This is a genomic window from Bradyrhizobium sp. GW821-FHT12B03, assembly GCF_058807535.1.
In genome coordinates this window covers 19057-39753 of the sequence record NZ_JBXAQU010000034.1, presented here as the reverse complement: position 1 = coordinate 39753, position 20697 = coordinate 19057, and the positions used below count along the sequence as shown (strand labels likewise).

General features: G+C 64.5%; 17 protein-coding genes and 1 pseudogene. 6 read left to right on the top strand and 12 right to left on the bottom strand.

The features are described from left to right. Positions 1 to 192: 192 nt before the first annotated feature. Complete coding sequence (locus tag AC1RUR_RS37250) at positions 193 to 1518, bottom strand: NAD(P)/FAD-dependent oxidoreductase (protein WP_492853108.1); 1326 nt, start codon at positions 1516 to 1518, stop codon at positions 193 to 195. 233 nt (positions 1519 to 1751) lie between these two features. On the opposite strand from AC1RUR_RS37250, the gene AC1RUR_RS37245 reads away from it, so the two are divergent. Further along, positions 1752 to 2228 carry an Lrp/AsnC family transcriptional regulator gene (locus AC1RUR_RS37245; protein WP_492853107.1) on the top strand — a complete coding sequence of 159 codons (477 nt, stop codon included), beginning with the start codon at positions 1752 to 1754 and terminating at the stop codon, positions 2226 to 2228. A gap of 22 nt (positions 2229 to 2250) precedes the next feature. On the opposite strand, the gene AC1RUR_RS37240 is transcribed toward AC1RUR_RS37245, so the two are convergent. The 6 genes from AC1RUR_RS37240 to AC1RUR_RS37215 form a co-directional block, all read right to left on the bottom strand. Continuing rightward, positions 2251 to 3909, bottom strand: a complete 1659-nt coding sequence (locus tag AC1RUR_RS37240) for an ABC transporter ATP-binding protein (protein WP_492853106.1) — start codon at positions 3907 to 3909, stop codon at positions 2251 to 2253. After that, positions 3909 to 4763, bottom strand: a complete 855-nt coding sequence (locus AC1RUR_RS37235) for an ABC transporter permease (RefSeq protein WP_492853105.1) — start codon at positions 4761 to 4763, stop codon at positions 3909 to 3911. Before AC1RUR_RS37235 ends, AC1RUR_RS37240 begins: the two co-directional genes overlap by 1 nt. Beyond that, positions 4760 to 5710: an ABC transporter permease gene (locus tag AC1RUR_RS37230; protein WP_492853104.1), complete on the bottom strand. Its 951-nt coding sequence runs from the start codon at positions 5708 to 5710 to the stop codon at positions 4760 to 4762. The genes AC1RUR_RS37235 and AC1RUR_RS37230 overlap by 4 nt, the downstream gene beginning before the upstream one ends. Before the next feature lie 85 nt (positions 5711 to 5795). Next, a complete protein-coding gene (locus AC1RUR_RS37225) occupies positions 5796 to 7400 on the bottom strand; it encodes an ABC transporter substrate-binding protein (protein ID WP_492853103.1) in 1605 nt (534 codons plus the stop codon). 271 nt (positions 7401 to 7671) lie between these two features. Next, a complete protein-coding gene (locus tag AC1RUR_RS37220; RefSeq protein WP_492853102.1) occupies positions 7672 to 9051 on the bottom strand; it encodes an aspartate aminotransferase family protein in 1380 nt (459 codons plus the stop codon). Positions 9052 to 9062: 11 nt separating this feature from the next. After that, positions 9063 to 9905 carry a GNAT family N-acetyltransferase gene (locus AC1RUR_RS37215; RefSeq protein WP_492853111.1) on the bottom strand — a complete coding sequence of 281 codons (843 nt, stop codon included), beginning with the start codon at positions 9903 to 9905 and terminating at the stop codon, positions 9063 to 9065. A 194-nt stretch (positions 9906 to 10099) separates the two neighbouring features. On the opposite strand from AC1RUR_RS37215, the gene AC1RUR_RS37210 reads away from it, so the two are divergent. After that, positions 10100 to 10768, top strand: a complete 669-nt coding sequence (locus tag AC1RUR_RS37210) for a haloacid dehalogenase type II (protein ID WP_492853101.1) — start codon at positions 10100 to 10102, stop codon at positions 10766 to 10768. A 16-nt stretch (positions 10769 to 10784) separates the two neighbouring features. Further along, positions 10785 to 12059, top strand: coding sequence for an NAD(P)/FAD-dependent oxidoreductase (locus AC1RUR_RS37205; RefSeq protein WP_492853100.1), 1275 nt, complete (start codon positions 10785 to 10787; stop codon positions 12057 to 12059). Positions 12060 to 12177: 118 nt separating this feature from the next. Here the strand turns inward: AC1RUR_RS37205 and AC1RUR_RS37200 are convergent. From AC1RUR_RS37200 to AC1RUR_RS37190, 3 genes and pseudogenes are all read right to left on the bottom strand, one after another. After that, positions 12178 to 12309 (bottom strand): annotated as a pseudogene (locus AC1RUR_RS37200) (aldehyde dehydrogenase family protein); the annotation flags it as partial. Between the two features lie 8 nt (positions 12310 to 12317). Then, the gene (locus AC1RUR_RS37195) at positions 12318 to 12611 is read right to left on the bottom strand and encodes a cupin domain-containing protein (protein ID WP_492853110.1); all 294 of its coding nucleotides are present in this window, start codon (positions 12609 to 12611) and stop codon (positions 12318 to 12320) included. An 84-nt stretch (positions 12612 to 12695) separates the two neighbouring features. Continuing rightward, positions 12696 to 13619, bottom strand: a complete 924-nt coding sequence (locus tag AC1RUR_RS37190; protein ID WP_492853099.1) for a 2-hydroxyacid dehydrogenase — start codon at positions 13617 to 13619, stop codon at positions 12696 to 12698. A 234-nt stretch (positions 13620 to 13853) separates the two neighbouring features. Between AC1RUR_RS37190 and AC1RUR_RS37185 the strand changes: the two genes are divergently transcribed. Continuing rightward, positions 13854 to 14756, top strand: coding sequence for a GNAT family N-acetyltransferase (locus tag AC1RUR_RS37185; RefSeq protein WP_492853098.1), 903 nt, complete (start codon positions 13854 to 13856; stop codon positions 14754 to 14756). A 477-nt stretch (positions 14757 to 15233) separates the two neighbouring features. On the opposite strand, the gene AC1RUR_RS37180 is transcribed toward AC1RUR_RS37185, so the two are convergent. Continuing rightward, positions 15234 to 17024 carry a peptide ABC transporter substrate-binding protein gene (locus AC1RUR_RS37180; protein WP_492853097.1) on the bottom strand — a complete coding sequence of 597 codons (1791 nt, stop codon included), beginning with the start codon at positions 17022 to 17024 and terminating at the stop codon, positions 15234 to 15236. Positions 17025 to 17273: 249 nt separating this feature from the next. Between AC1RUR_RS37180 and AC1RUR_RS37175 the strand changes: the two genes are divergently transcribed. Together AC1RUR_RS37175 and AC1RUR_RS37170 are read left to right on the top strand one after the other, a co-directional pair. Continuing rightward, the gene (locus AC1RUR_RS37175; RefSeq protein WP_492853096.1) at positions 17274 to 18374 is read left to right on the top strand and encodes a Gfo/Idh/MocA family protein; all 1101 of its coding nucleotides are present in this window, start codon (positions 17274 to 17276) and stop codon (positions 18372 to 18374) included. Positions 18375 to 18507: 133 nt separating this feature from the next. Further along, positions 18508 to 19614 (top strand): HoxN/HupN/NixA family nickel/cobalt transporter, encoded by a 1107-nt coding sequence (locus AC1RUR_RS37170; protein WP_492853095.1) that lies wholly within the window; start codon positions 18508 to 18510, stop codon positions 19612 to 19614. A gap of 35 nt (positions 19615 to 19649) precedes the next feature. On the opposite strand, the gene AC1RUR_RS37165 is transcribed toward AC1RUR_RS37170, so the two are convergent. Next, positions 19650 to 20537: a VOC family protein gene (locus AC1RUR_RS37165; RefSeq protein ID WP_492853094.1), complete on the bottom strand. Its 888-nt coding sequence runs from the start codon at positions 20535 to 20537 to the stop codon at positions 19650 to 19652. Positions 20538 to 20697: the final 160 nt, after the last annotated feature.

Here is a 20697-nt window from a genome sequence, read left to right as displayed (position 1 = left end):
TTTCGCGCAGCGGACCGCGGGTGCGAGGTCAGCACCCGGCCTTCCCTGCGCCCTCTTGGTTATGAGGGTGGAGAGATGAAGCAAAGCTCGGGCGAAATGCGCCGCGGGAACGCGAAGGTGTGTCCATTGTCCGCAGATGAAATTCCGCATCGCGATCGCACGTCGCGGCAGCGCGCCTCTCGGCGCCGATTCCTAGAAATCGGAGACCTTCCCGACCGCAAGTCCGGCAAAGCGATCCGGCCGGTAGGGCCTTGGATCCACGATTGGCGCCGCGCCAGTTGCGATGTCGGCGATCAAATGGCCCGCCCCTGGACCGATGCCAAAGCCGTGGCCGCTGAAGCCCGCAGCCAATATCAAACCGGGGAAACGCGACACCTCGCCGATGACCGGCACGCCGTCAGGCGTCGAATCGATGTAGCCGCCCCATGCGGCGGTGATCTTCGTGTCCCTCAGCGCCGGCAGCAATTCGAGGGCGCGCCGATGCGTGAGTTCGATCGTGTTTTGATCGGGTGCGGGGTCCAGAATACGAACGCGCTCCATCGGGGTCGGGCCATCGAGGCGCCAACGGCGCAGCGTTTCATGTCCCGACCTCGCGCCTTCGAGGCCGCCGGGGAGCAGGCTGCGCCACCGGCGCAGGAACATCGGCAGGAATTGCGGGGCGAAGCGGAGCTGCTGGGCCGTCGGATCGATGCGGCCACGGCCACTGATGGCGAGTGTGTAACCGCCATCGCCGCGTTTCGTCACCGAAATGGCGGAGGTGTGGAGCGCGTCCGGCAGGCCTTTTGCATCACCCGAGACGGACAGAATGGACGATCGGATCGAAGCGAGCGGAAGGCGGATGCCGGCCTGATGGCAGAACGACGAGGACCATGCGCCGCCCGCCAATATGGCGACACGCGTGCGAATGGCGCCGCGCTCTGTCACGACGGCGCTCACGCGGCCGCCCTCGGTCTCCAATCCGCGCGCCGCGCACATCTGGTGCACGGTGCCGCCGCGCCTGAGCATCGCCCGCGCCACCGCCGGCGCTGCATTGGCGGGATCGGCGATGCCGTCGGTCGGCGAGAAGACGCCGCCCTTCCAGGCGCGCCCGGTCGCGGCTCCGCGCTGCGTTGCCGCGGTCGCATCGAGCATGTGCGTGGTGACGCCGACCGTTCGCGCGAAGTCGCGCCAGCGCGCCCAGCCCGCGAGTTCGGCCTCGTCGTTGCTGAGGTACAGAAGGCCGCAGCGGGAGAAGCCTGTGCTCTCGCCGCTGTCGGCGCCGAAGCTCTCCCACAAGTCCAGGCTCCTGGTCGCGATCGGCAACTCGCGGGCATCGCGGTTCTGCTGGCGGCACCAGCCCCAGTTGCGGCTCGACTGCTCGGCTCCAATCCGGCCCTTTTCCACGAGCGCGACGCTGAGGCCACGCAGGGCAAGATAATAGGCCGCGAACACCCCGATGATGCCGCCTCCGATGACCACCACATCGGCGCTGGAGGGAAGATCCGGCGAGGTCTCGATATGGCTGAGTGGCGCGGGCATCCTGGTTTCCTAGATTTCGCTCGTTCGCAGCGTAAGTCGCCCGTCGGCGCGGGCGGCGCTGGATTCGATGGCCGTCCAGCATTTTATGCTGTATCCTGGCCATGCCACAAAACGTGTCCTTGCCGGGCAATATGACGTCGATGATCGACCCTGGATGCAGGATGAGTGAGCTTTCGGCTCATTGTGCCAAATTTTATGCTGTGCCTTCCGGCGCGCGCGATGGAGAGACGTCAATGAAGCTGGATCGGATCGACATCAAGATCCTCCATGAGCTCCAGAAGAACGGCCGCATCACCAATGTCGAGCTCGCCGAACTCGTCAATCTGTCGCCCAGCCCCTGCCTGATGCGTGTGAAGCGGCTTCAGACCGAGGGCTACATCGAGGGTTACGCAGCCCAGATCAACGTGCGCAAGCTCGGACAGACGCTCACCGTGTTCACCGAAGTGACGTTGAAGAACCACAGGCAGATCGACTTCGCCCGCTTCCTGTCGGCGGTCGACAAGGTCGACCAGCTGATCGAGTGCCATCTGGTCTCGGGAGGTTACGACTACATGCTGAAGTTCGTCACCGCCAGCATCGGCGAATACCAGACGATCATGGAGCGCTTGACGGACATGGACATCGGCATCGACAAATATTTCAGCTTCGTCGTCCTCAAGTCGCCCATCGTCCGCTCGCAGATGCCGCTGACCAGCCTGTTTCCGGCCTGATTGGCCGCGGCACCGGCCGTTCCTACCGATGACCATAGGCGCGCAGCTCGTCGGCATTCTGTTGCAGATTGTCGAGCCAGTCGGGATCGAGCTTGGGCACGGACGAGAACAGCAGCCGCGTGTAGGGGTGCTGCGGGGCCGCCAGCCCGGTCGAGGCGATCTGCTCGACCTTCTGGCCGCGATACATCACGATGATCTCGTCGCAGATCGCCTCGACGACCGACAGGTCGTGGCTGATGAAGACATAGGAGATGCCGAGCTCACGCTGCAATTCCTTCAGCAGCTCGACCACCGCGGCCGCCACGACCGTATCGAGAGCCGACGTGATCTCGTCGCACAGGATGAGCATGGGCTCGGCGGCGAGGGCGCGGGCAAAATTCACCCGCTGCTTCTGGCCGCCCGACAGCTCTCCAGGCAATCGATGGCGCACGGATTTGGGGAGACGGACGAGATCAAGCAGCTCGCTGACGCGCGCATCGCGCGCCTTGCCCCTCATGCCGTGGTAGAAGGTGAGCGGACGCTTCAGGATGTCGTCCACCGACTTCGCCGGATTGAGCGCGGTGTCCGCATGCTGGAACACGATCTGGATCTGGCGCAGCTCGTGACGGGTGCGGTTGCGGCCCGCCTTGCCCAATTCGCGCCCGTTGAAGACGATGTCGCCGGCATGAGCGGGCAGGATCCCGGCGATCGCCCTGGCAAGGGTCGACTTGCCGCAGCCGGACTCGCCGATGATGCCGAGATTCCGCCCCCGATCGAGCTTGAGGCTGACCGCCTGCACGGCATTGACCAGCGGCTGTCCGTCGCGCGAGCGGGGCCCGTAGCCGACCGTCAGATTGTCGACCTCGAGCAGGGGGCGCTTCGTCGCGCTCGCGTCGTCAGGCGCCCGCTGCCGGGTCTTCGGCCTGAATGCGGCCAGCAGCTGCCTGGTGTAGGGGTGCTGGGCGTGCTCGAGAATATCATCGGTCGTCCCCGTTTCCTGGACCGTGCCGTCCTTGAGCACGACGATCCGGTCGGCGATCTGCGCGACCACGGCGAGATCATGCGAGACATAGACGCCGGCGATGTTGTGCTGCGCCGTGACGGATTTGAATGCCCGCAACACCTCCACTTGCGTGGTGACATCGAGCGCCGTGGTGGGTTCGTCGAAGATGACGACCTTGGGCTGGCCGATCAGGGCCATCGCCGCGGCGAGGCGCTGCAGCTGGCCGCCGGAGACCTGGTGCGGATAGCGGTTGCCGATCGTTTCCGGCTCCGGCAGCGACAGCGCCTTGAACAGCGACAGCGCTTTCGCCCGGGCCTCTGCCACCGGCATGAGCTTGTGGATCCGCGCCACCTCGACGACCTGATCCATGATGGTGAGTGCAGGATTGAAGGCAGCTGCGGCGCTCTGCGGCACGTAGGCGACGCTGGTCCCGCGAATGCCGGCGCGTTCCGCTTCCGAAAGCTTCACCATGTCGACGCCGGCGACCCGCACCTCGCCGCCGGTGATCGCGCAGCCCTGCCGCGCGTAGCCCATGAGCGTCATCGCGATGGTGGTCTTGCCCGAGCCGCTTTCGCCGATGAGGGCGACGATCTTGCCTTCGGCGATGTCGAGGCTGATACCCTTGATGATCTCGACCCGCCTGCCGGCGTCGGTCGTTGCCTCAACCCTGAGATTGCGGATCTCGACGAGGTTTCCCATCACTCTGCGCCCCGGTCGCGGATCCTGCGCGGCAGGTTGTCGATCAGAAGGTTGACACTGATGGTGAGGCTGGCGATGGCGAGCGATGGGAAAATCACCGCCGGGGCGCCAAAGGGCAGGCCGGCGATGTTCTCGCGTACCAGCGCGCCCCAGTCGGCGTGGGGCGGTTGCACGCCGAGCCCGAGAAAGGACAGGCCGGAAAGCAGCAGCACGATGAAGACGAAGCGCAGGCCGAGATCGGCAAGCACGGGGCCGAGGATGTTGGGAAGAATCTCCGAGGCGATGAGATAGGGCAGGCGTTCGCCCCTGATACGGGCGACCACCATGAAGTCCATCGTGTTGACATTGACGGCGAGAGCTCGGGCGAAGCGATAGGCGCCCGGCGTGTAGATCACCGACAGCGTCCCGATCAGCGCGGGGATCGACGAGCCGACCGCGGCGACCACGACGAGGCCGAACAGCTTGCTGGGTATGGAGTTGAGCGCGTCGAGAAAGCGGCTCAGCATGCTGTCGATCCAGCCTCCGGCGACGGCCGCAGTCATGCCGAGCGCGACGCCGGTGAAGCAGGCGATGGAGACGGCGGCGAGCGAGATGCCGAGCGTGTAGCGCGCGCCCATCAGGATGCGCGAAAAGATGTCGCGGCCGAGATAGTCGGAACCCAACCACAGCTCCCGGCTCATGGGACCGAAATAATCGGCATCGACGATCTCGCCGACGGAATGCGGGATGATCTGGGGGGCGAACAGGGCGACGCCGGCCCAGAGCAGGATGACGCCAAGGGCCGACACGCCTACGAGATTGAAGCGATAGCCCAATCGCTGGGTCAGCAGGCGTGACGAGGCCGGATTCGTCATCGGAGCCTCGGGTTGGACAGGACGGCGATGATGTCGGCAGCCGTGATCAGGGTCAGATAACCCAGGCAGAAGATCATCGCGCATGTCTGGATCAGCGGCAGGTCGCGGGTCGAAACGGCATCGACCATCAGCTTTGCGACGCCGGGATAATTGAAAATGGTCTCCACGATGATGACGCCGCCGAGCAGATAGGACAGCGAGAGCGCGACGGCATTGACGATGGGACCGAGCGCATTGGGCAGTGCGTGTCGCAGCACGATCCGGGGGCGCGAGGCGCCCTTGAGCAGCGCCATCTCGACATAGGGCGCGTTCAATGTCTCGACCACGGCCGCGCGGGTCATGCGGATCATCTGCGCCGAAACGCCGAATGTGAGCGTCATGACCGGCATGGTGTAGATCCGCACCAGGTCGTGGAACGACTTGACCTCGTTGGTGAGGGAGAGGGCCGGCAGCCATTTGAGGTAGACCGCGAAGAGCAGCACCGCGAGCGTCGCGATCATGAATTCCGGCACCGAGATGATCCCGATGGTTGCGATGGTAACGATGCGGTCGTACAGCGTGCCGCGCCACATTGCGGCGGTGATGCCGAGCGTCAGCGCGAGCGGCACGGCGATCGAGGCAGTTAACCCCGCGAGCTTCATCGTGTTGACGAACCGCCCGCGTATCAGATCGGCTACCGGGACGTTGTTTGCATAGGACTTGCCGAAATCACCCTGGAAAAGGCCGGCCATCCATTTCAGGAATCGAATGATCGCGGGGTCGTCGAGGTGCATCGCCTTGCGCAGGCCCTCGACGGCTTCCGGTGTCGCGGACTGCCCGAGCAGGATCGTGGCGGTATCGCCGGGCAGGAGCGCGGTCGCAAAGAAGACGGCGAAGGAAACGATCACGAGCGTGATCAAGGCGATGAGAAGCCGGCTGACCACAAGCGACGAAACTTGCTTTTTCACATTCGGGCTCCCGCAGCACGCCGGTCATCTTCCTCGGCTCGGGCTCCAACGTCAGGCCCCGAGCCGTGACCTCGCCATACGCCGGTCAGGCGGCCAGCCAGACGTACTCGGCGAAAGCGTAGCCCATCATGCCGCCGAGCGGATTGGGCTCCAGTCCCTTCAGCTTGGCGTTGATGGCGTCCACGTTGGAGATGTAGGCCGGAATGATGGTGGCGGCCTGCTCCGACACCATCACCTGCATCTCGTTGTAGATCTCGCGGCGCTTGGCCTGATCGAGCGAGCCGCGGGCCTCGACCAGCAGCTTGTCGAATTTCTCCGAGACGAAGCGGCTCTCGTTCCAGGGCGCATCCGACTTGTAGAGCAGGGAGAACAGGATGTCGGGGGTCGGACGCGGGTTGATGTTGCCGAAATGGATCGGCGCCTTCAGCCAGTAATTGCTCCAGTAGCCGTCGGAGGGCACGCGCTTCATGTCGAGCTTCATGCCGATCTGCGCGGCCGAGGCCTGGATGATCATGGCCATGTCGATGGCCGACCCCGGCGCCTCTGACGTGATGACCTCGACGGTCTGACCGAGGACGCCGGCCTTCTGGAAATGGAATTTGGCCTTGTCCGGGTCGAACGTTTTCGGCTTGAGAGCCGCATTGTGGTAGACATTGGTGGGCGATACGGGCTGGTCGTTGCCGACGACGCCGAAGCCGCGCAGCGCCGATTTGACGATCTGCTCGCGGTTGACGACGTATTTCATGCCCTCCACGAAATCGCGGTTGTTGCCGGGGGCCATGTCCATGCGGATGTTCAGGTCGGTGTAGGTGCCCGAGGTGCTCGTGGACAGCGCGAAGCCTTCCTTGCCGTCGAGCAGGCGCACCGACCGCGGGTTGATCGAGGCACCGAGATGAATGTCGCCGGACAGCAGGGCGTTGATGCGGGCGTTTTCATCGGGGATGGCGAAGAACTCGAATGAATCGACGTTCGGGCCGCCCTTGAAATAGTTCGTATTCCGCACGCCGATCGAGCGCTCGCCGGGCGTGAACTGCTTGCACTTGAACGCACCGGTGCCGTTGCCCGAGGAGAAATCGGTGGTGCCGTCGGCAACGATCATGAAGTGATGCATGGACAGGATCGTCGGCAGGTCCGCGTTCGGGCTCGCCAGCGTGACCTCGACGGTCGTCTTGTCCACCGCCTTGAAGTCGGTCATCTGGGACGCGATCGCCGCGACCTTCGATCCGGTGGCCTTGTCCAGATGGCGCTTCAGCGAAAAGATGACGTCGTCGGCGCTGAGGTCCTTGCCGCTGTGGAAGGTGACGCCCTTCTTCAGCTTGATCGTCCAGGTCTTGGCATCGCCGCTCTCGATCGACTCGGCGAGCTCCATGCGGGGCGCGCCGCTCTGGTCGAGGAACGTCAGACGATTGTAGAAAGAGCAGCAGCGCACATAGTCGGTCGAAAGCGAGGCTTTGGCGGGATCCAGCGTGTCGGCGGTCGATGAGGACCAGGCCGCGGCTTTCAGGGCGCCGCCCTTCACGGGTGCCGCCGCGACCGCTTCCGACGCGCGGCCGAAGATCGTGCTGGCCGCAGCGATGGCCACGCCATTGGCGAGCATCAGCTTGAGCAGGTCGCGGCGTGAAGCCCCGCGCCGAATAGCGTTCTCGATCGTGGCATCGTCCGAAGAAGACCAGTTCGTCGTGTCGCTCATGTCAATCCCCTCGCTGGCTACGGCTGCGGCTCGTGTTGCGGTGAGCGGCAGATTGTTCTGCCGCGCCGTTGTGGTGGAGGCTGGCGCGGCCCATCGTAACGACGATTGCCGCGTCTCCACTCAGGACTGCATTCTTTCCCGCGATCGAAGTCTCGCAGGATAGTCCCGCGGCTTTGGCCGAAAAAACTGCGGGCCACGGCACAAAATTGCGAAGATGTCTCTGTTTCTGGTATTTCGAGCCTGCGTCCAGCCGGCTCGTTGTGCATGCCTATTAATATTGCAGCGCGGCGCGAACTTCGGCATCGGCCAGCGTGTCGTCGAGCGTCCTGGCGGTGCGCTCGATGATCGCGTCGATCTCGGAGTCGGAGCAGCAGAGCGGCGGGGCATAGCCCAGCACGCCGGTCGGGAAGGCGCGGATGACGAGGCCGTTTTTCCAGGCGCGGTCGAAGATGCGCTTTGCCGGTTCGGCCGTAGCGGGAAGCGGCGTCTTGCGTCGCTTGTCGGTGACGAGCTCGACGGCGGCCAGCATGCCGCGGCCGCGCACGTCTCCCACGAGGGGATGATCCTTCAACGACTGAAGGCCTGCCATCAGGCGGGCACCGGCCCTCGCGCCATTGGCAAGCAGGCCGTCTTCATAGAGGCGCAGCACTTCCAGTGCGACCGCGGCGCTGACCGGATGCGCGGAGTAGGTGTAGCCATGGCCGACGGCGCTGGAGCCCGCCGCATCGGCGATCGTGTCGTAGACGTGATCGGACATGAGGACGGCACCCATCGGGACGTATCCGGAGGTCAGTCCCTTGGCGACGGTCATGAGGTCGGGGACGATGTCGTCCTCGCTGCAGGCGAATAATGGTCCGGTCCTGCCGAAGCCGGTGATGACCTCGTCGGCGACGAAAAGGATGCCAAGCGTCTTGCATCGCTCGCGCATCGCCTTCATCCAGCCTTGCGGCGGCACGAGCACGCCGCCCGAGCCCTGGATTGGTTCGGCGTAGAACGCGGCGACGCGGTGCGGGCCGCCGAGTTGCTCGATTTTCGCATCGAGCGCCGCCAGCGAAGCTGCGATGATGGCGGCGCCGTCCTCTCCGGCCGGATTGCGATAGACATAGTGCGAGGGGATCGTGTGCTGCCAGCTGAGCGGCACGCCGAACCCGGCGTGGAAGGCGGGCAGGGCCGTCAACCCGGCGCCGACGGTCGACGATCCGTGATACCCCTGTTCGACCGAGATGAAATGTTCGCGCTGCGGCTCCCGCCGCGCGTGCCAGTAGTAGCGGATGAAACGGATCGTGCTGTCGACCGCGTCCGAACCGCCGAGCGTGAAATAGACGTGGTTGAGGTCGCCGGGCGCGCGCTGCGCCAATTCGGCGGCAAGCTTGATTGCGGGCTCCGATCCGAGGCCGAAATAGCCAGTTGCATAGGGAAGCTCCTGCATCTGCCTGGCTGCGGCCGCAACGATGCTCTCGTGCCCATAGCCGGCATTGACGCACCAGAGCCCGGCGAAGCCGTCGATCAGCTGATGTCCGGAGGCGTCCATCACGGTCGCTCCCCTGGCCGACTTCAGCACCTTGACGCCGGCCGCTTCGTGCCCGCGGTAGGACGCGACGGGATGGATGAGATGGGCGCGATCGAGTTCAACGAGCGAATTGCTGAGCATCAAGTCTCCGCTTATCCGAAAGCCTGGCTGGCGAGGGCAAATGTGGTGAACGGCGCGCGGCTGGATCGCGCAACGAGGGGGCGCTGCATGGCAATTCCCTCGTCGACGCGAGCCAGTCCCCGGTCCGCGAGCCAGGCGCCCAATTGGGTGGCCTCGGCGGTGTCCACGCGAACGAAGCGCCCTTCGCTCCGGGCCATGAAAAATTCGAGCAGAGCTTTCCCGTCATCCACGCTCGCGGCAACCACCGGGCCGATCACATCACCTCTGCCGAAGGTGCGCGACACCGCAAATCCAGTGATTCCTTGGCCGTGATCGAGCACGGCCAATTGGCCGACCTTCGCAAGCGCACGCAGCAGATCTCTCCGGTCTGCGCCGCAGGCGCTCCTATCGAGCTCGAGGATATCGAAGATATCGCGCGACTCGGCCGGCCGGACTTTGGCGGGCGACGCAACGCGCGGGGCTTGTCCCTGATGCTGGACGATCGATCCGGTCTCCCAAAAGCCGAGTTTCCGATAGAGTGGCGCGCCCTCACGCGTTGCAATCAGCCTTAGCGTGCGCGATCCCGCCAGCGCGATGACTGCTTCCATGAGCTGGCGGCCCAACCCGCGCCCGCGGGCGGCCTCATCGACGATGACCATATTGATGGTTGCGACGTCCCGCTTGTAGGGCGTCATCAGAACCGTGCCGAGCACGGTCGCCGAATCGGCATCCAGCGCGACGAAACCCATGCTCATATCCAGGGCCAATTGCCAGTCGTCGAGGCGGTGGGGCCAGCTGGCTTGACGTGAAAGTCGCAACGCACCTTCGAGATGCTCAGGGCGGAACGTGCTGAGCGAGATGGTGCTCTGGATCATAGACTGGCTTTGGATCATAGACTGGCTTTCCTGTCCGGCCCCAGTCTCGTATTTCGGCGATGTGCAGATCGTCTAAAGGGCCCTCCGGGAACGATATCTTCCACCGCAGCCGGCGGAAAAGCCGCATCTTATGCCGTATTGACGCTCTATGGTTGCGGCTCTGACATTGCGCGAGCCGCACCAGGACAGGGATGATGAGCCAGTTTCGCCCGAAATACGTGACCTTCGACTGCTATGGCACGCTGACGAATTTCCAGATGGCGGAGGCGGCGCAGGATATCTTTCGCGCGCATCTTCCTGAGGCGCAGATGGCGGCGCTGGTGCGGGATTTCGCAGCGTATCGGCTCGATGAAATTCTGGGCGACTGGAAGCCCTATGCCGACGTGATTCACAATGCGCTGGAGCGCGCGTGCAAGCGCAATGGCGTTGCCTTCAAATCCGAGCATGGGCAGATGGTCTATGACCGCGTGCCGAGCTGGGGGCCGCATCCCGACGTTCCCACGGGCCTTGCCAGGGTCGCCAAGGAGATCCCGCTCGTCATCCTCTCCAACGCCATGAATGCGCAGCTGCCATCCAACGTGGCCAAGCTCGGCGCGCCGTTTCACGCTGCCCTCACGGCCGAACAGGCTCAGTCCTACAAGCCGCGGATGAAGGGCTTCGAATTCATGTTCGATACGCTCGGCTGCGGGCCGGAGGACGTGGTGCACTGCTCCTCGTCGTTCCGCTACGACCTGATGACGGCGCACGATCTCGGCATCAAGAACAAGGTCTGGGTCAATCGGGGACATGAGCCCGCCAACCCCTATTACGGCTATGTCGAGATCAAGGACATCGGCGGCCTGCCGGGCGTGTTCGGACTCTGAGCTGGCGGGATCTGCGGTGAAATACGTCCCTTATTGGCATGATACCGCACCACGCTTTTCGGGTGGCGCCGAAGGCTCGGTCGAAGGGCATTATGACGTCGCGGTCATCGGTGGCGGCTTCACGGGCCTTGGAGCTGCGCGCCAGCTCGCGAAGGCGGGTACGAACGTTGTCGTTCTCGAAGCGGACCGGGTGATCGGCGGCGCATCGGGCCGGAACGGCGGCCATCTCAACAATGGTCTCGCGCACAGCTATCTTGCCGCCAAGGCGGAACTGGGCAGGGAGCGAGCCATTGCGCTTTACCGCGCGCTCGATTCCTCGATCGACACGCTCGAGGCGCTGATCGCGGAGGAGGGCATCGCATGCGATTTCCGCCGCGCCGGCAAGCTGAAGCTCGCCTCCAAGCCGAACCATTTCGACGCCATTGCCCGGAACTTCGATGCGGTTCACGGGGAGGTCGATCCTGAGACCGCGTTGCTCTCGCCCAAGGATCTGAGCCTGGAGATCGGCTCGCCCTTCTTTGGCGCAATGCTCTCGAAGAAGAGCGCGATGATGCATATGGGGCGCTACGGCGTCGGGCTGGCCGAGGCGGCCAAGCGCCGCGGTGCGGTCATCTTCGAGAACGCGCCGGTCACGGCGCAGGCGCGCGAAGGATCACGCCATCGCCTGACGACGTCGCGCGGCAGCGTCACCGCTGATCAGGTGCTGCTGGCGACCGGCGCCTATACCACGCCCAATTTCGGTTATTTCCGGCGGCGCATCGTTGCCGTCGGCAGCTTCATCATCGCGACCCGACCGCTCGACGCGGCCGAAATCGCGGCGGCCATGCCGGGCAACCGCACCTGCGTCACGTCGATGAATGTCGGCAATTATTTTCGGCTGGCTCCCGACAATCGCCTGATCTTTGGCGGGCGCGCGCGCTTCTCGGCGACATCCGATCAGCGTTCGGACGCAAAGAGCGGTGCGATTCTCGTCGACGGTCTCATGCGCATCTTCCCGCAACTCGCCGGCGTAGAGATCGACTATTGCTGGGGTGGACTCGTCGACATGACCAGCGATCGCTTTCCGCGCGCCGGCTATCAGGACGGGCTCTGGTATGCGATGGGCTATTCGGGCCATGGCGCGCAGCTCTCGACCCATCTCGGCATGACCATCGCCGACGCGATGCTCGGACGCGAAGATCAGAACCCGATGAGGGGCCTCGACTGGCCCGCCGTGCCCGGCCATTTCGGCAAGCCATGGTTCCTGCCGCTGGTCGGAATGTACTACAAGCTGCTTGATCGCGTGCAGTAGCCCGACCGGGACATATGCGCGCCCGCGCTTGCGGAGCATCGAGGGCTGATCTGTCTTGAGCGTTTTGCCGGGATGGCGGAGAGGGCGCGGACGTACGCCTTCTCCGCTCCGTGGCCGCTTAGCCCAATCCACGGATGTGGAAGGTCCTCATCTCGAGGTATTCCTCGATCCCGAGCTGCGCTCCCTCGCGCCCCAGGCCGGATTGCTTGATGCCGCCGAACGGGGACACCATGCCGGTGTTGAGGGCGATGCCTGGGATCATGACACCGTGACGTAGATCTTGCGGACGGTCTCGATCGTCTTCCACACGCCCGTAAATCCGGGTTTCATGACGAAGCTGTCACCGGCCTTGAACGTGATCGGGGCGCCGCCGTCCGGCGTGATCTCGATCTTACCGGCGAGGATGTGACAGAACTCGAAGGTCTCTCCCTTGATCGAGCGTGTCTCGCCCGGCGTTGCTTCCCACACGCCGGTGTGCACGAGTTCGCCCTTGGCCTCGTCCTGCGCCCACGTCTTGTAATGCGGTGCGCCGGCAATGAGCCGCTCCGGCATCGGGCCGGACTCTTTCGGGGCGAAAGCCGGGTTGGGATCAATTCGTTTCAGCAGCAAGTTGGGCTCCTCCAAGTTGGGCTCCTCTTAGTAACCGCGGGTTCGATCCACGAGCCCGACGAGGTCGAGGCCCGCTTCATGGCGCTTGATGTTGTCGATGACCGCGCGAGCGGCGGTGTCCGCCTGGGTTACACCTGCGACATGCGGGGTCAGTAGCACTTTCGGATGGGCCCACAAGGCATGATCGCTGGGCAGCGGCTCCGGTTCGGTAACGTCGATGACCGCGCCGGCGAGCCGACCTGCGTCGAGGGCAGCAAGGAGTGCATGGGAATCGAGCTGCGCGCCGCGCCCGGCGTGGACGAGGCTCGCGCCGTTCGGCAACTGCGCAAGAAGCTCGCGGTTCAGGATGCCGCGCGTGGCCGCGGTGAGAGGCAGCAGGCAGACGAGGATGTCGGTCTCGCCGAGCATCTGGCTGAGACCGGCATCGCCGCCATATGTTGCAACGCCTTTGATCGTCTTGGCCGAACGGCTCCAGCCGCTCAGGCGGAAGCCGAAAGGCTTCAGGCTTTCCAGCACGGCGCGGCCGAGCACGCCAAGTCCGAGCAGCCCGACCCGCCGGTCGGCGGCCTGCTTCTGCGGCAGAGCCCGCCATTCGCGGCGTCGCTGCAAATCAAGATAGGCCGGGAGGTTGCGGTGAAGCGCCAGCACCGCGAGGGTGACATATTCCTGCATCATCCGGATGATGCCGTCCTCCACCATCCGGACCACCTTCACCCCGGATGGGATCGCCGTCAGCGGAAATTGATCGATGCCCGCGCCGACCGAGAACAGGATCTCGAGGTTACGATATCGTTCCAGTGCCTCGGGGACGGACCATGTAATGATATGACGTATGTCGTCTGGAGGGACCGTGGCCGGACCGATCGCGAAGGCCATGTGTGGGAGCTCGCGCGCGAAGGCCTCACGGAAAACGGCTCCGCGCTGTGCGTCGGAATTGAAGAGAAAGGTCATTGTCGAATTTCGGACGCGCGGGGATTGGCGAGCTTGCCGGATTGAGCCATGCTATCGGAGCCGGAACTTCGCCCGGTGCCGAATGCCATTGCGATTTGGTGGATTGTTTCGCGCAGCGGTCATTTTGAAATGCATTCTGCGGCGACGCATGGTTTATGCTGGTCTCGCCCGGGCCGCTGGAGTGCGCCCGGAGTGAGATCATTCGATCGATATTGGGCTCATCGAGAGGGAGCCATGGGAAGGCGCATTTCCAGTTCGTTCACGGTCGATGCCTTTGAGGCACGTGCGGCCGATATCGATACGGTCGAGCTGGACCGGCTTCACGCGCTCTCGATCGGCGTCGGCTGGCCGCATCGCGCCGAGGACTGGCAGTTCCTGCGCGAGGTTGGCCACGGCATCGTGGCGCACGACGAGATCGGACGTGTCCTCGGATCGGCCATGTGGTTTCCCCATGGTTCGGACTTTGCCACCGTTGCGATGGTCATCACTTCTCCGCGTCTTCAGGCCCTTGGCACCGCGCAGTGGCTGATGGCGCGCGTTCTGTCCGAATGCGGGGGACGCAATCTGCGCCTCAATGCGACGCGTGCCGCGCGCAAACTCTATCTGTCGCTCGGCTTTCGTCTCGAGAGGACGGTGTTTCAACGTCAGGCCGAAGTGCAGCGGCTCGATGAGATGCCGCGGTTTCCCGAGGGAGCCGAGCTGCGCCGCCTGGACCAGGTCGATGTTGCGGCCATCGCCGAACTCGATGCGCAGGGGTTTGGTGCGTGCCGCACGGAGCTGCTCGCAGCTCTCCTGCAGCAATCCATTGGCTTTGGCCTCTACCGGCGTGGCCGCCTCGAGGCCTTTGCGCTCTGCCGTCCGTTTGGGCGAGGGCACGTGATCGGACCTGTCGTGGCGTCGAACGACAGGGACGCGATCGCAGTGGTGGCGCCGCATGTGATGGCCCATGATGGAGAGTTTCTGAGGCTCGATACGCACCTTGCCGAGGGGGAGTTTTCCTCCTTCGTCGCTCGCTCGGGCCTGGCGGTCTTCGATACCGTTACGACGATGTCGTTGGGAGGACACTTCCGCGATCCCAATGAGCGTTCCGGGGACGTGCCCGTAACCTATGCCCTGGCAAGCCAGGCCCTCGGCTGAGGGCATATCGCGGCGCGACCAATCTTCCCGCATGCAAGCCTTCGCGAAGATGTGTGCGAGCCCAACCGGGCGGACAGCATCGTCAATTCGCGGGGCGAGGGAGGCCAGGAGGAAAGTTCGGCTCCCGGGAGAGCACGGCATAAGCCGTCCGACCATCGCGCAGGGAAGGCCGAGTGATCGGCACCACCTGTATGCTGCTGTGCGGTTCTCCTGCGTGTGCGTTTCGCGCAGCGGACCGCGGGTGCGAGGTCGGCATCCGGCCTTCCCTGTGCCATCTTGGTCAAGAGGGTGAAGAGATAAAGCAAAGCTCGGGCGAAATGCGCCGCGAGAACGGGAAGGCATGTCTGTGAATAGATAATGGATGCGAAACGAATTGCTCTCTCGTGCCCCGGACGCAGCGCAGCGCTCCTTCGGTTCTGCGCCGCAACGCTTGCGCGTTGCAGCTTGTCCGGGACAAGAGGGTGGCGATCCTACGACCTACGAGCTCCGATACCAACTCGCCAGATTCCACGTCGTGACGTCCCAGCCCGAGATGTCGGTCATGAGGCTGTTGACGGCGCCGCCGACGATGTTGCGCGAGAGCAGCGGCACCAGCACGTTGGCTTCACAGAAGATCTCGTTGACCTTGATCAGCAGCGCTGCGCGCTTGACCGGGTCGAGCTCGCTTTGCGCGGCCTTGTAGGCCTTGTCCGCCTCGGGATCGGACCAGCGCGAGACGTTGCGGCCCAGCCACTTGTTCTCCTTGGTCGATATCTCCCAGGAGACGCACTGGTTCAGGAAGCGCTCCGGATCAGGCTGCGGCTGCGTCGCGTTGTACATCTCCATGTCGGCATAGAATTTCGAGTAGGTGTCGGGGTTGCCGACGTCGGACGAGAAGAACACCGATGCGGTGACCGATTTGAGCTCGATCTCGATGCCGGCCTTCTGGCAGGCCTGCTTGATGATGGCCTGCGTCTTCTGGCGCGGCGCGTTGATCGAGGTCTGGAAGACGTATTTGAGCTTCTTGCCGTCCTTCTCGCGGATGCCGTCCGCGCCCATCTTCCAGCCGGCCTCGTCGAGAATCTTGTTCGCCTTGTCGACGTCGAACGCGTATTTCAGCTTGCCCGACTTGAACTGGCTGGGCTGGTTGACGAAGCTCGCCGTTGCGACGGCGGCACGGCCGTAGATGAATTTCTGGATCGCCTCGCGATCGATCAAGAGGTTGATCGCCCGGCGAACGGCCGGATCGGACAGCGTCGGGTGCCTGGTCTTGACGCTGGACCGCTCGCCGTCGACGTCGGTCCACGGGTCCGTGGTGTTGAGGATGACGAACTCGATGCCGCCGGAAAGCGTGAACTCCACCTTGCCCTTGCCGCTGGCCTCCATGCGCTTGAGGACCTCGTCCTCCACCAGCAGGTTCCACGCATAGTCGTATTCGCCGGTCTGCAGCACCGCGCGCGCCGCCGAGACCGCATCGCCGCCGCCCTTGACCTCCAGCGTGTCGAAATACGGCTGGTTCTTGACGTGATAATCGGGATTGCGCTCGGCCAGGATCAGATCGCCCGGCTTGAACTCGACGAATTTGTACGGACCGGTGCCGACCGGCTTCAGATTGCCCGGCGCTTCGCGCGACTTGGCGCCGGCATAGTCGCCGAAATGATGTTTTGGCAGGATCTGGCCGACCGAGCCGACAAAGGGATCGGCCCAGAACGGGGTCGGGGCCTTGAAGATCACCTTCACGGTGTGGTCGTCGATCTTCTCGACCTTGATGTTCTGGTAGGACCCCGTGGTGTAGGCGGCGGTCGCCAGATCCGCAGCGTAAGCCCAGGTGAAGACGACGTCGTCGGCGGTGAAGGGCTTGCCATCATGCCACCGCACGCCCTGCTTCAGCTTCCAGATCACGCTGGTGCCATCCGCCGAGAGGCCGCCATTCGCCTTGGTCGGAACCTCCGCGGCGAGGCAGGGGACGAGGTTGCCCTCCTTGTCCCAGCCGGCGAGCGGCTCGAAGAAGATGCGCGAGGCGACCTGGTCCTTGGTCCCGATCGCGAAATGCGGATTGAGCAGAGTGGGGGCCTGCCAGATCAGGATCTTCAGCGGGCCGCCGCCGCCGGCCTTGGTCGGCTTGTACGGCAAGGTGGCATCCGCCATCGCCACGTCGTTCCAGCTCAGGATCTGGCTCGCGAGCGGTGCTGCGATCCCCACCGCAGCCATGGTCCGGATGAACGCGCGCCGCGACAGCGTGCCTTGCTTCACCTCCGCAATCGCCTCGCGGATGTCGTTTTCGTTCATCGGATGAGCTCCACTTCGCAAAGACTAGTCGTCGCCGGCGGCCCATCATCTTGCATCGCGGTCAAGGCGGCAATGCCGGCGAGATGGGGAACCCCTGCGGCGAAATGACGAAGGCGCGTGCGGCAGGCGATGTGGTTCCGGCGATCGATGCTAAGGTCGAGGCTGTCGCCCCAGCCGGGCCGACGCTTGGCCTGAGCAGGGTTTCTCGCGCCCGGCCGCGGCGGCCCAATCCAGATCGGACTGTGTGAGATGAAGACCATCACCATAGCTGTCATCGGCGCCGGACTGATCGGACGAAAACACCTCGCCAAGCTGGCCGGGCGAGACGATTACGACCTCGTTGGCATCGCGGACGTGAATGCCGACCGGGTCGCCGCCGATTATCCCGGGACCCCCGTCTTTGCCGACTACCGGAAACTGCTCGACGAGGCGCGGCCGGAGGCCGTGATCATCGCCTCGCCCAACCAGCTTCATGCGGAGCAGGGCGTTGAATGCGCCAGGCGTGGCATTCACATCCTGATCGAGAAGCCGGTCACCGATACGGTGGAGACCGCGGCCAGCCTGATTGCCGAGGTGCGCAAGGCCGGCATCCAGTCGCTGGTCGGGCATCATCGCCGTCACCATCAGCAGGTCAAGACGCTCAAAGCCGCGTTGGGGGAACGGCGGATCGGTGATGTCGTCGGGGTATCCGCGATCTGGGCCACGCACAAGCCGGCCGCCTATTTCGAGACCGCGCCGTGGCGTTCACAGGCCGGCGGCGGTCCGATCCTGATCAACCTCATCCACGAGATCGACTTCCTGCGCTTCACCGTCGGCGAGATCGTCGCGGTGGAAGCGATTGCGTCGAACCGCCAGCGCGGCTTTGCGGTCGAGGATACCGCCGCGGCGCTGATCGCATTCGACAGCGGCGCGCTCGGCACCTTCTTCATCAGCGACAGCGCCGTCTCGCCCTGGACCTCCGAGCAGGGGCTCGGCGAAGCCCCCGAATTCCCGTTCAGCGGCGAGAGCAATTACCGCTTCCTCGGTCGCAGCGGATCGATCGAATTTCCGGCGCTGGTGCAATGGTCGCAAGCCGGCGGCGCGCAGGACTGGAACAAGCCGATCCAGGCCCAGCGCATCCATGCCTCGTCGCTCGATCCTTACCTCGCCCAGCTCGATCATTTCCGCGACATCATTCGCGGCAAGGCGCAGTCATTGCAGCCGGTCGAGGACGGCGCGCGAAGCCTGATCGCGACCCTGGCGGTCGCCGAGGCCGCCGCCGGCGGAAAGCGCGTCGACCTGCGCCATCGCTACGAAACGCTCGAAAGTCCGGTCGTGCCGACGACGCCAGACAAGCCAAGGGCGCCCTGAGCGCAACCACATTCACCGCCGCTCGGCGGACCAGAAGGGGCAGAGGCGTGGATCGTCGATGTCCACGAGATGCGCGTTCGCGGGCGATCGGCTGTGTCGCCCGAACATGGCCCGGCTCTTGCCCGCGAGTATGATGGATTGGTATGAACATCATACTCGGAGGGATGGCGTGGTTCAGTCTGGTGGTGTCGCGAGGCAGGTGTTCGAGCCCGGCGTCCTGTTCGGCGGGCTGATCGCCGCCAATGTCGCCGCATGGGCCTTCGCCTTCGTGATGTTCGGCGACCGGCCCGCGATGATGGCGACCGCGCTGCTCGCCTGGGTGTTCGGCCTGCGCCACGCCGTCGATGCCGATCACATCGCCGCGATCGACAATGTCGTGCGCAAGCTGATGCAGGCGGGCGATACGCCGCGCAGCGCCGGCCTCTATTTCGCGCTCGGCCATTCCACCGTGGTGCTGGTCGCGACCGCGCTGCTCGCGCTGGGCGTCGTCGGCCTCGGCGGTGACAGCCTGCTGAAGGAGATCGGCGCCCTGATCGGCACCTCGGTGTCGGCGCTGTTCCTGCTGGTGATCGCGGCGATCAATCTGGCCATCTTCGTCGGCCTGTGGCGCATCCTGCGCGAGGTGCGCGAGCAAGGCATCCACGACGCCGCGCAGCTCGATGCGCTGCTCGCTCATCGCGGAGTCCTGGCGCGCTTACTCGGTCCAATGTTCCGCCTGGTGACAAAGCCCTGGCACATGTATCCGCTCGGATTCCTGTTCGGGCTCGGCTTTGACACCGCGACCGAGATCGGCCTGCTCGGCATCTCCGCCACCGAAGCCGCGCACGGGGGCTCGCTCGCGCATGTGCTGGTCTTTCCCGCTCTGTTCGCCGCCGGCATGGCGCTGGTCGACACCGCCGATTCCGCGCTGATGGTGAGCGCCTATCGCTGGGCCTTCGTCGATCCCTATCGCAAGCTCTGGTACAACCTCACGATCACCGGTGCCTCGGTCGCCGTCGCGCTGTTCATCGGCGGCATCGAGGCGCTGGGGCTCATCGGCGATCGGCTCGGCCTGTCCGGCGGGCTGTGGGCGCAGGTCGAGGCCGTCAACGACTCGCTCGCCAATTTCGGCTTCGCCGTGGTCGCGCTGTTCGCGCTCGCCTGGCTCGTCTCGGTCGTGACCTATCGCCGCATCTCTGCCGGCGACCGGCGGCGCGCGCCGGATGTGCTCCGCAGCGTCGATGCGACCGAGGTGGTCTGAACGCAGGAGGCTCCGCTCGCCGGATTTGCCGCTGCCTATCCGTCGTACAGATCCGGTCCCATCGCCCATGACGTCTGATCGTGGCCGAACGCGTAATTGCGGTTGTTGACCACGGGATTGCGATTGACCATCGGCCGCATGAACATCGGGTGGGTCGCGCTGCGCACCTCGTGCTCGACCGTGAACAGAGGCTTGCCGCTGTCGAGATCGACGATGTCGCAGAACCGGTATTGATATTGATTGTCCTCGCGCGAGATCAAATTGCGTGCGAGCAGCTTGCGATACGGGCCGGAGAAGTCGGTGATGTACATCTGCACATGGTGCCCGTCATACTCGCCTTGCGGCCGGTCCGTCTCGCGGAACAGCAGATGCTGGTCGCGGCCGGTCTTCACCGCCGCAACCGTGCCGTCGCCATTCCGCAAAGCCGCGGGCATGCCCATGATGTCGGGATAGAAGGCGCAGATCGCCGGCGCCGTCCCCATGGGCACATCGAACTCGACATAGGGAATGCCGAGCGAGATGCGCCCGAACCGCGCCGCGTCCGGCTCATAAACGCGCATGCGGTTGCCCCACGGGCAGACCGCCTCGACATGATCGTTGTGCTCCGCGAAGGCGAAGGCCGTGCCCTCGAGCTTCCTGGCGACCGATGCCAGTCGCGCCAGCAGCGCCTCGCGTCCCTCGATGACGAGGCCGGTATGGCCGCGCAGCACCTGCGGCCTGCCGCTCGGCAGATGAAACTGGCTCCGCCCCGCGTTGATCCACATGTTGGTGTCGGAGACCATCAGATAGGGATCGCGGGTGAGCCCCAGTCCCGTGACGTAGAATAACGTCGCCAGGCGCTGGTCCGGGACCTGGATGTTGACGTGCTCGAAATGGATGGCGTTGCCGAGATCTTCTGCGGATCGATCGAATTGTTGCGGCATGGCTGTGCGCTTCTCGCTGGAGGACGGACGCGCCATACTAGAGCAGAATTTCCGCCAGCCGAAACCGTGGGCTGATCACATCCGCGGGCGGATGCAGGGTGCCGTTGCCACCTTGATGTCGCAGCCAGTCGCTGTAATCTGGGCGAAAGACATGAGGATA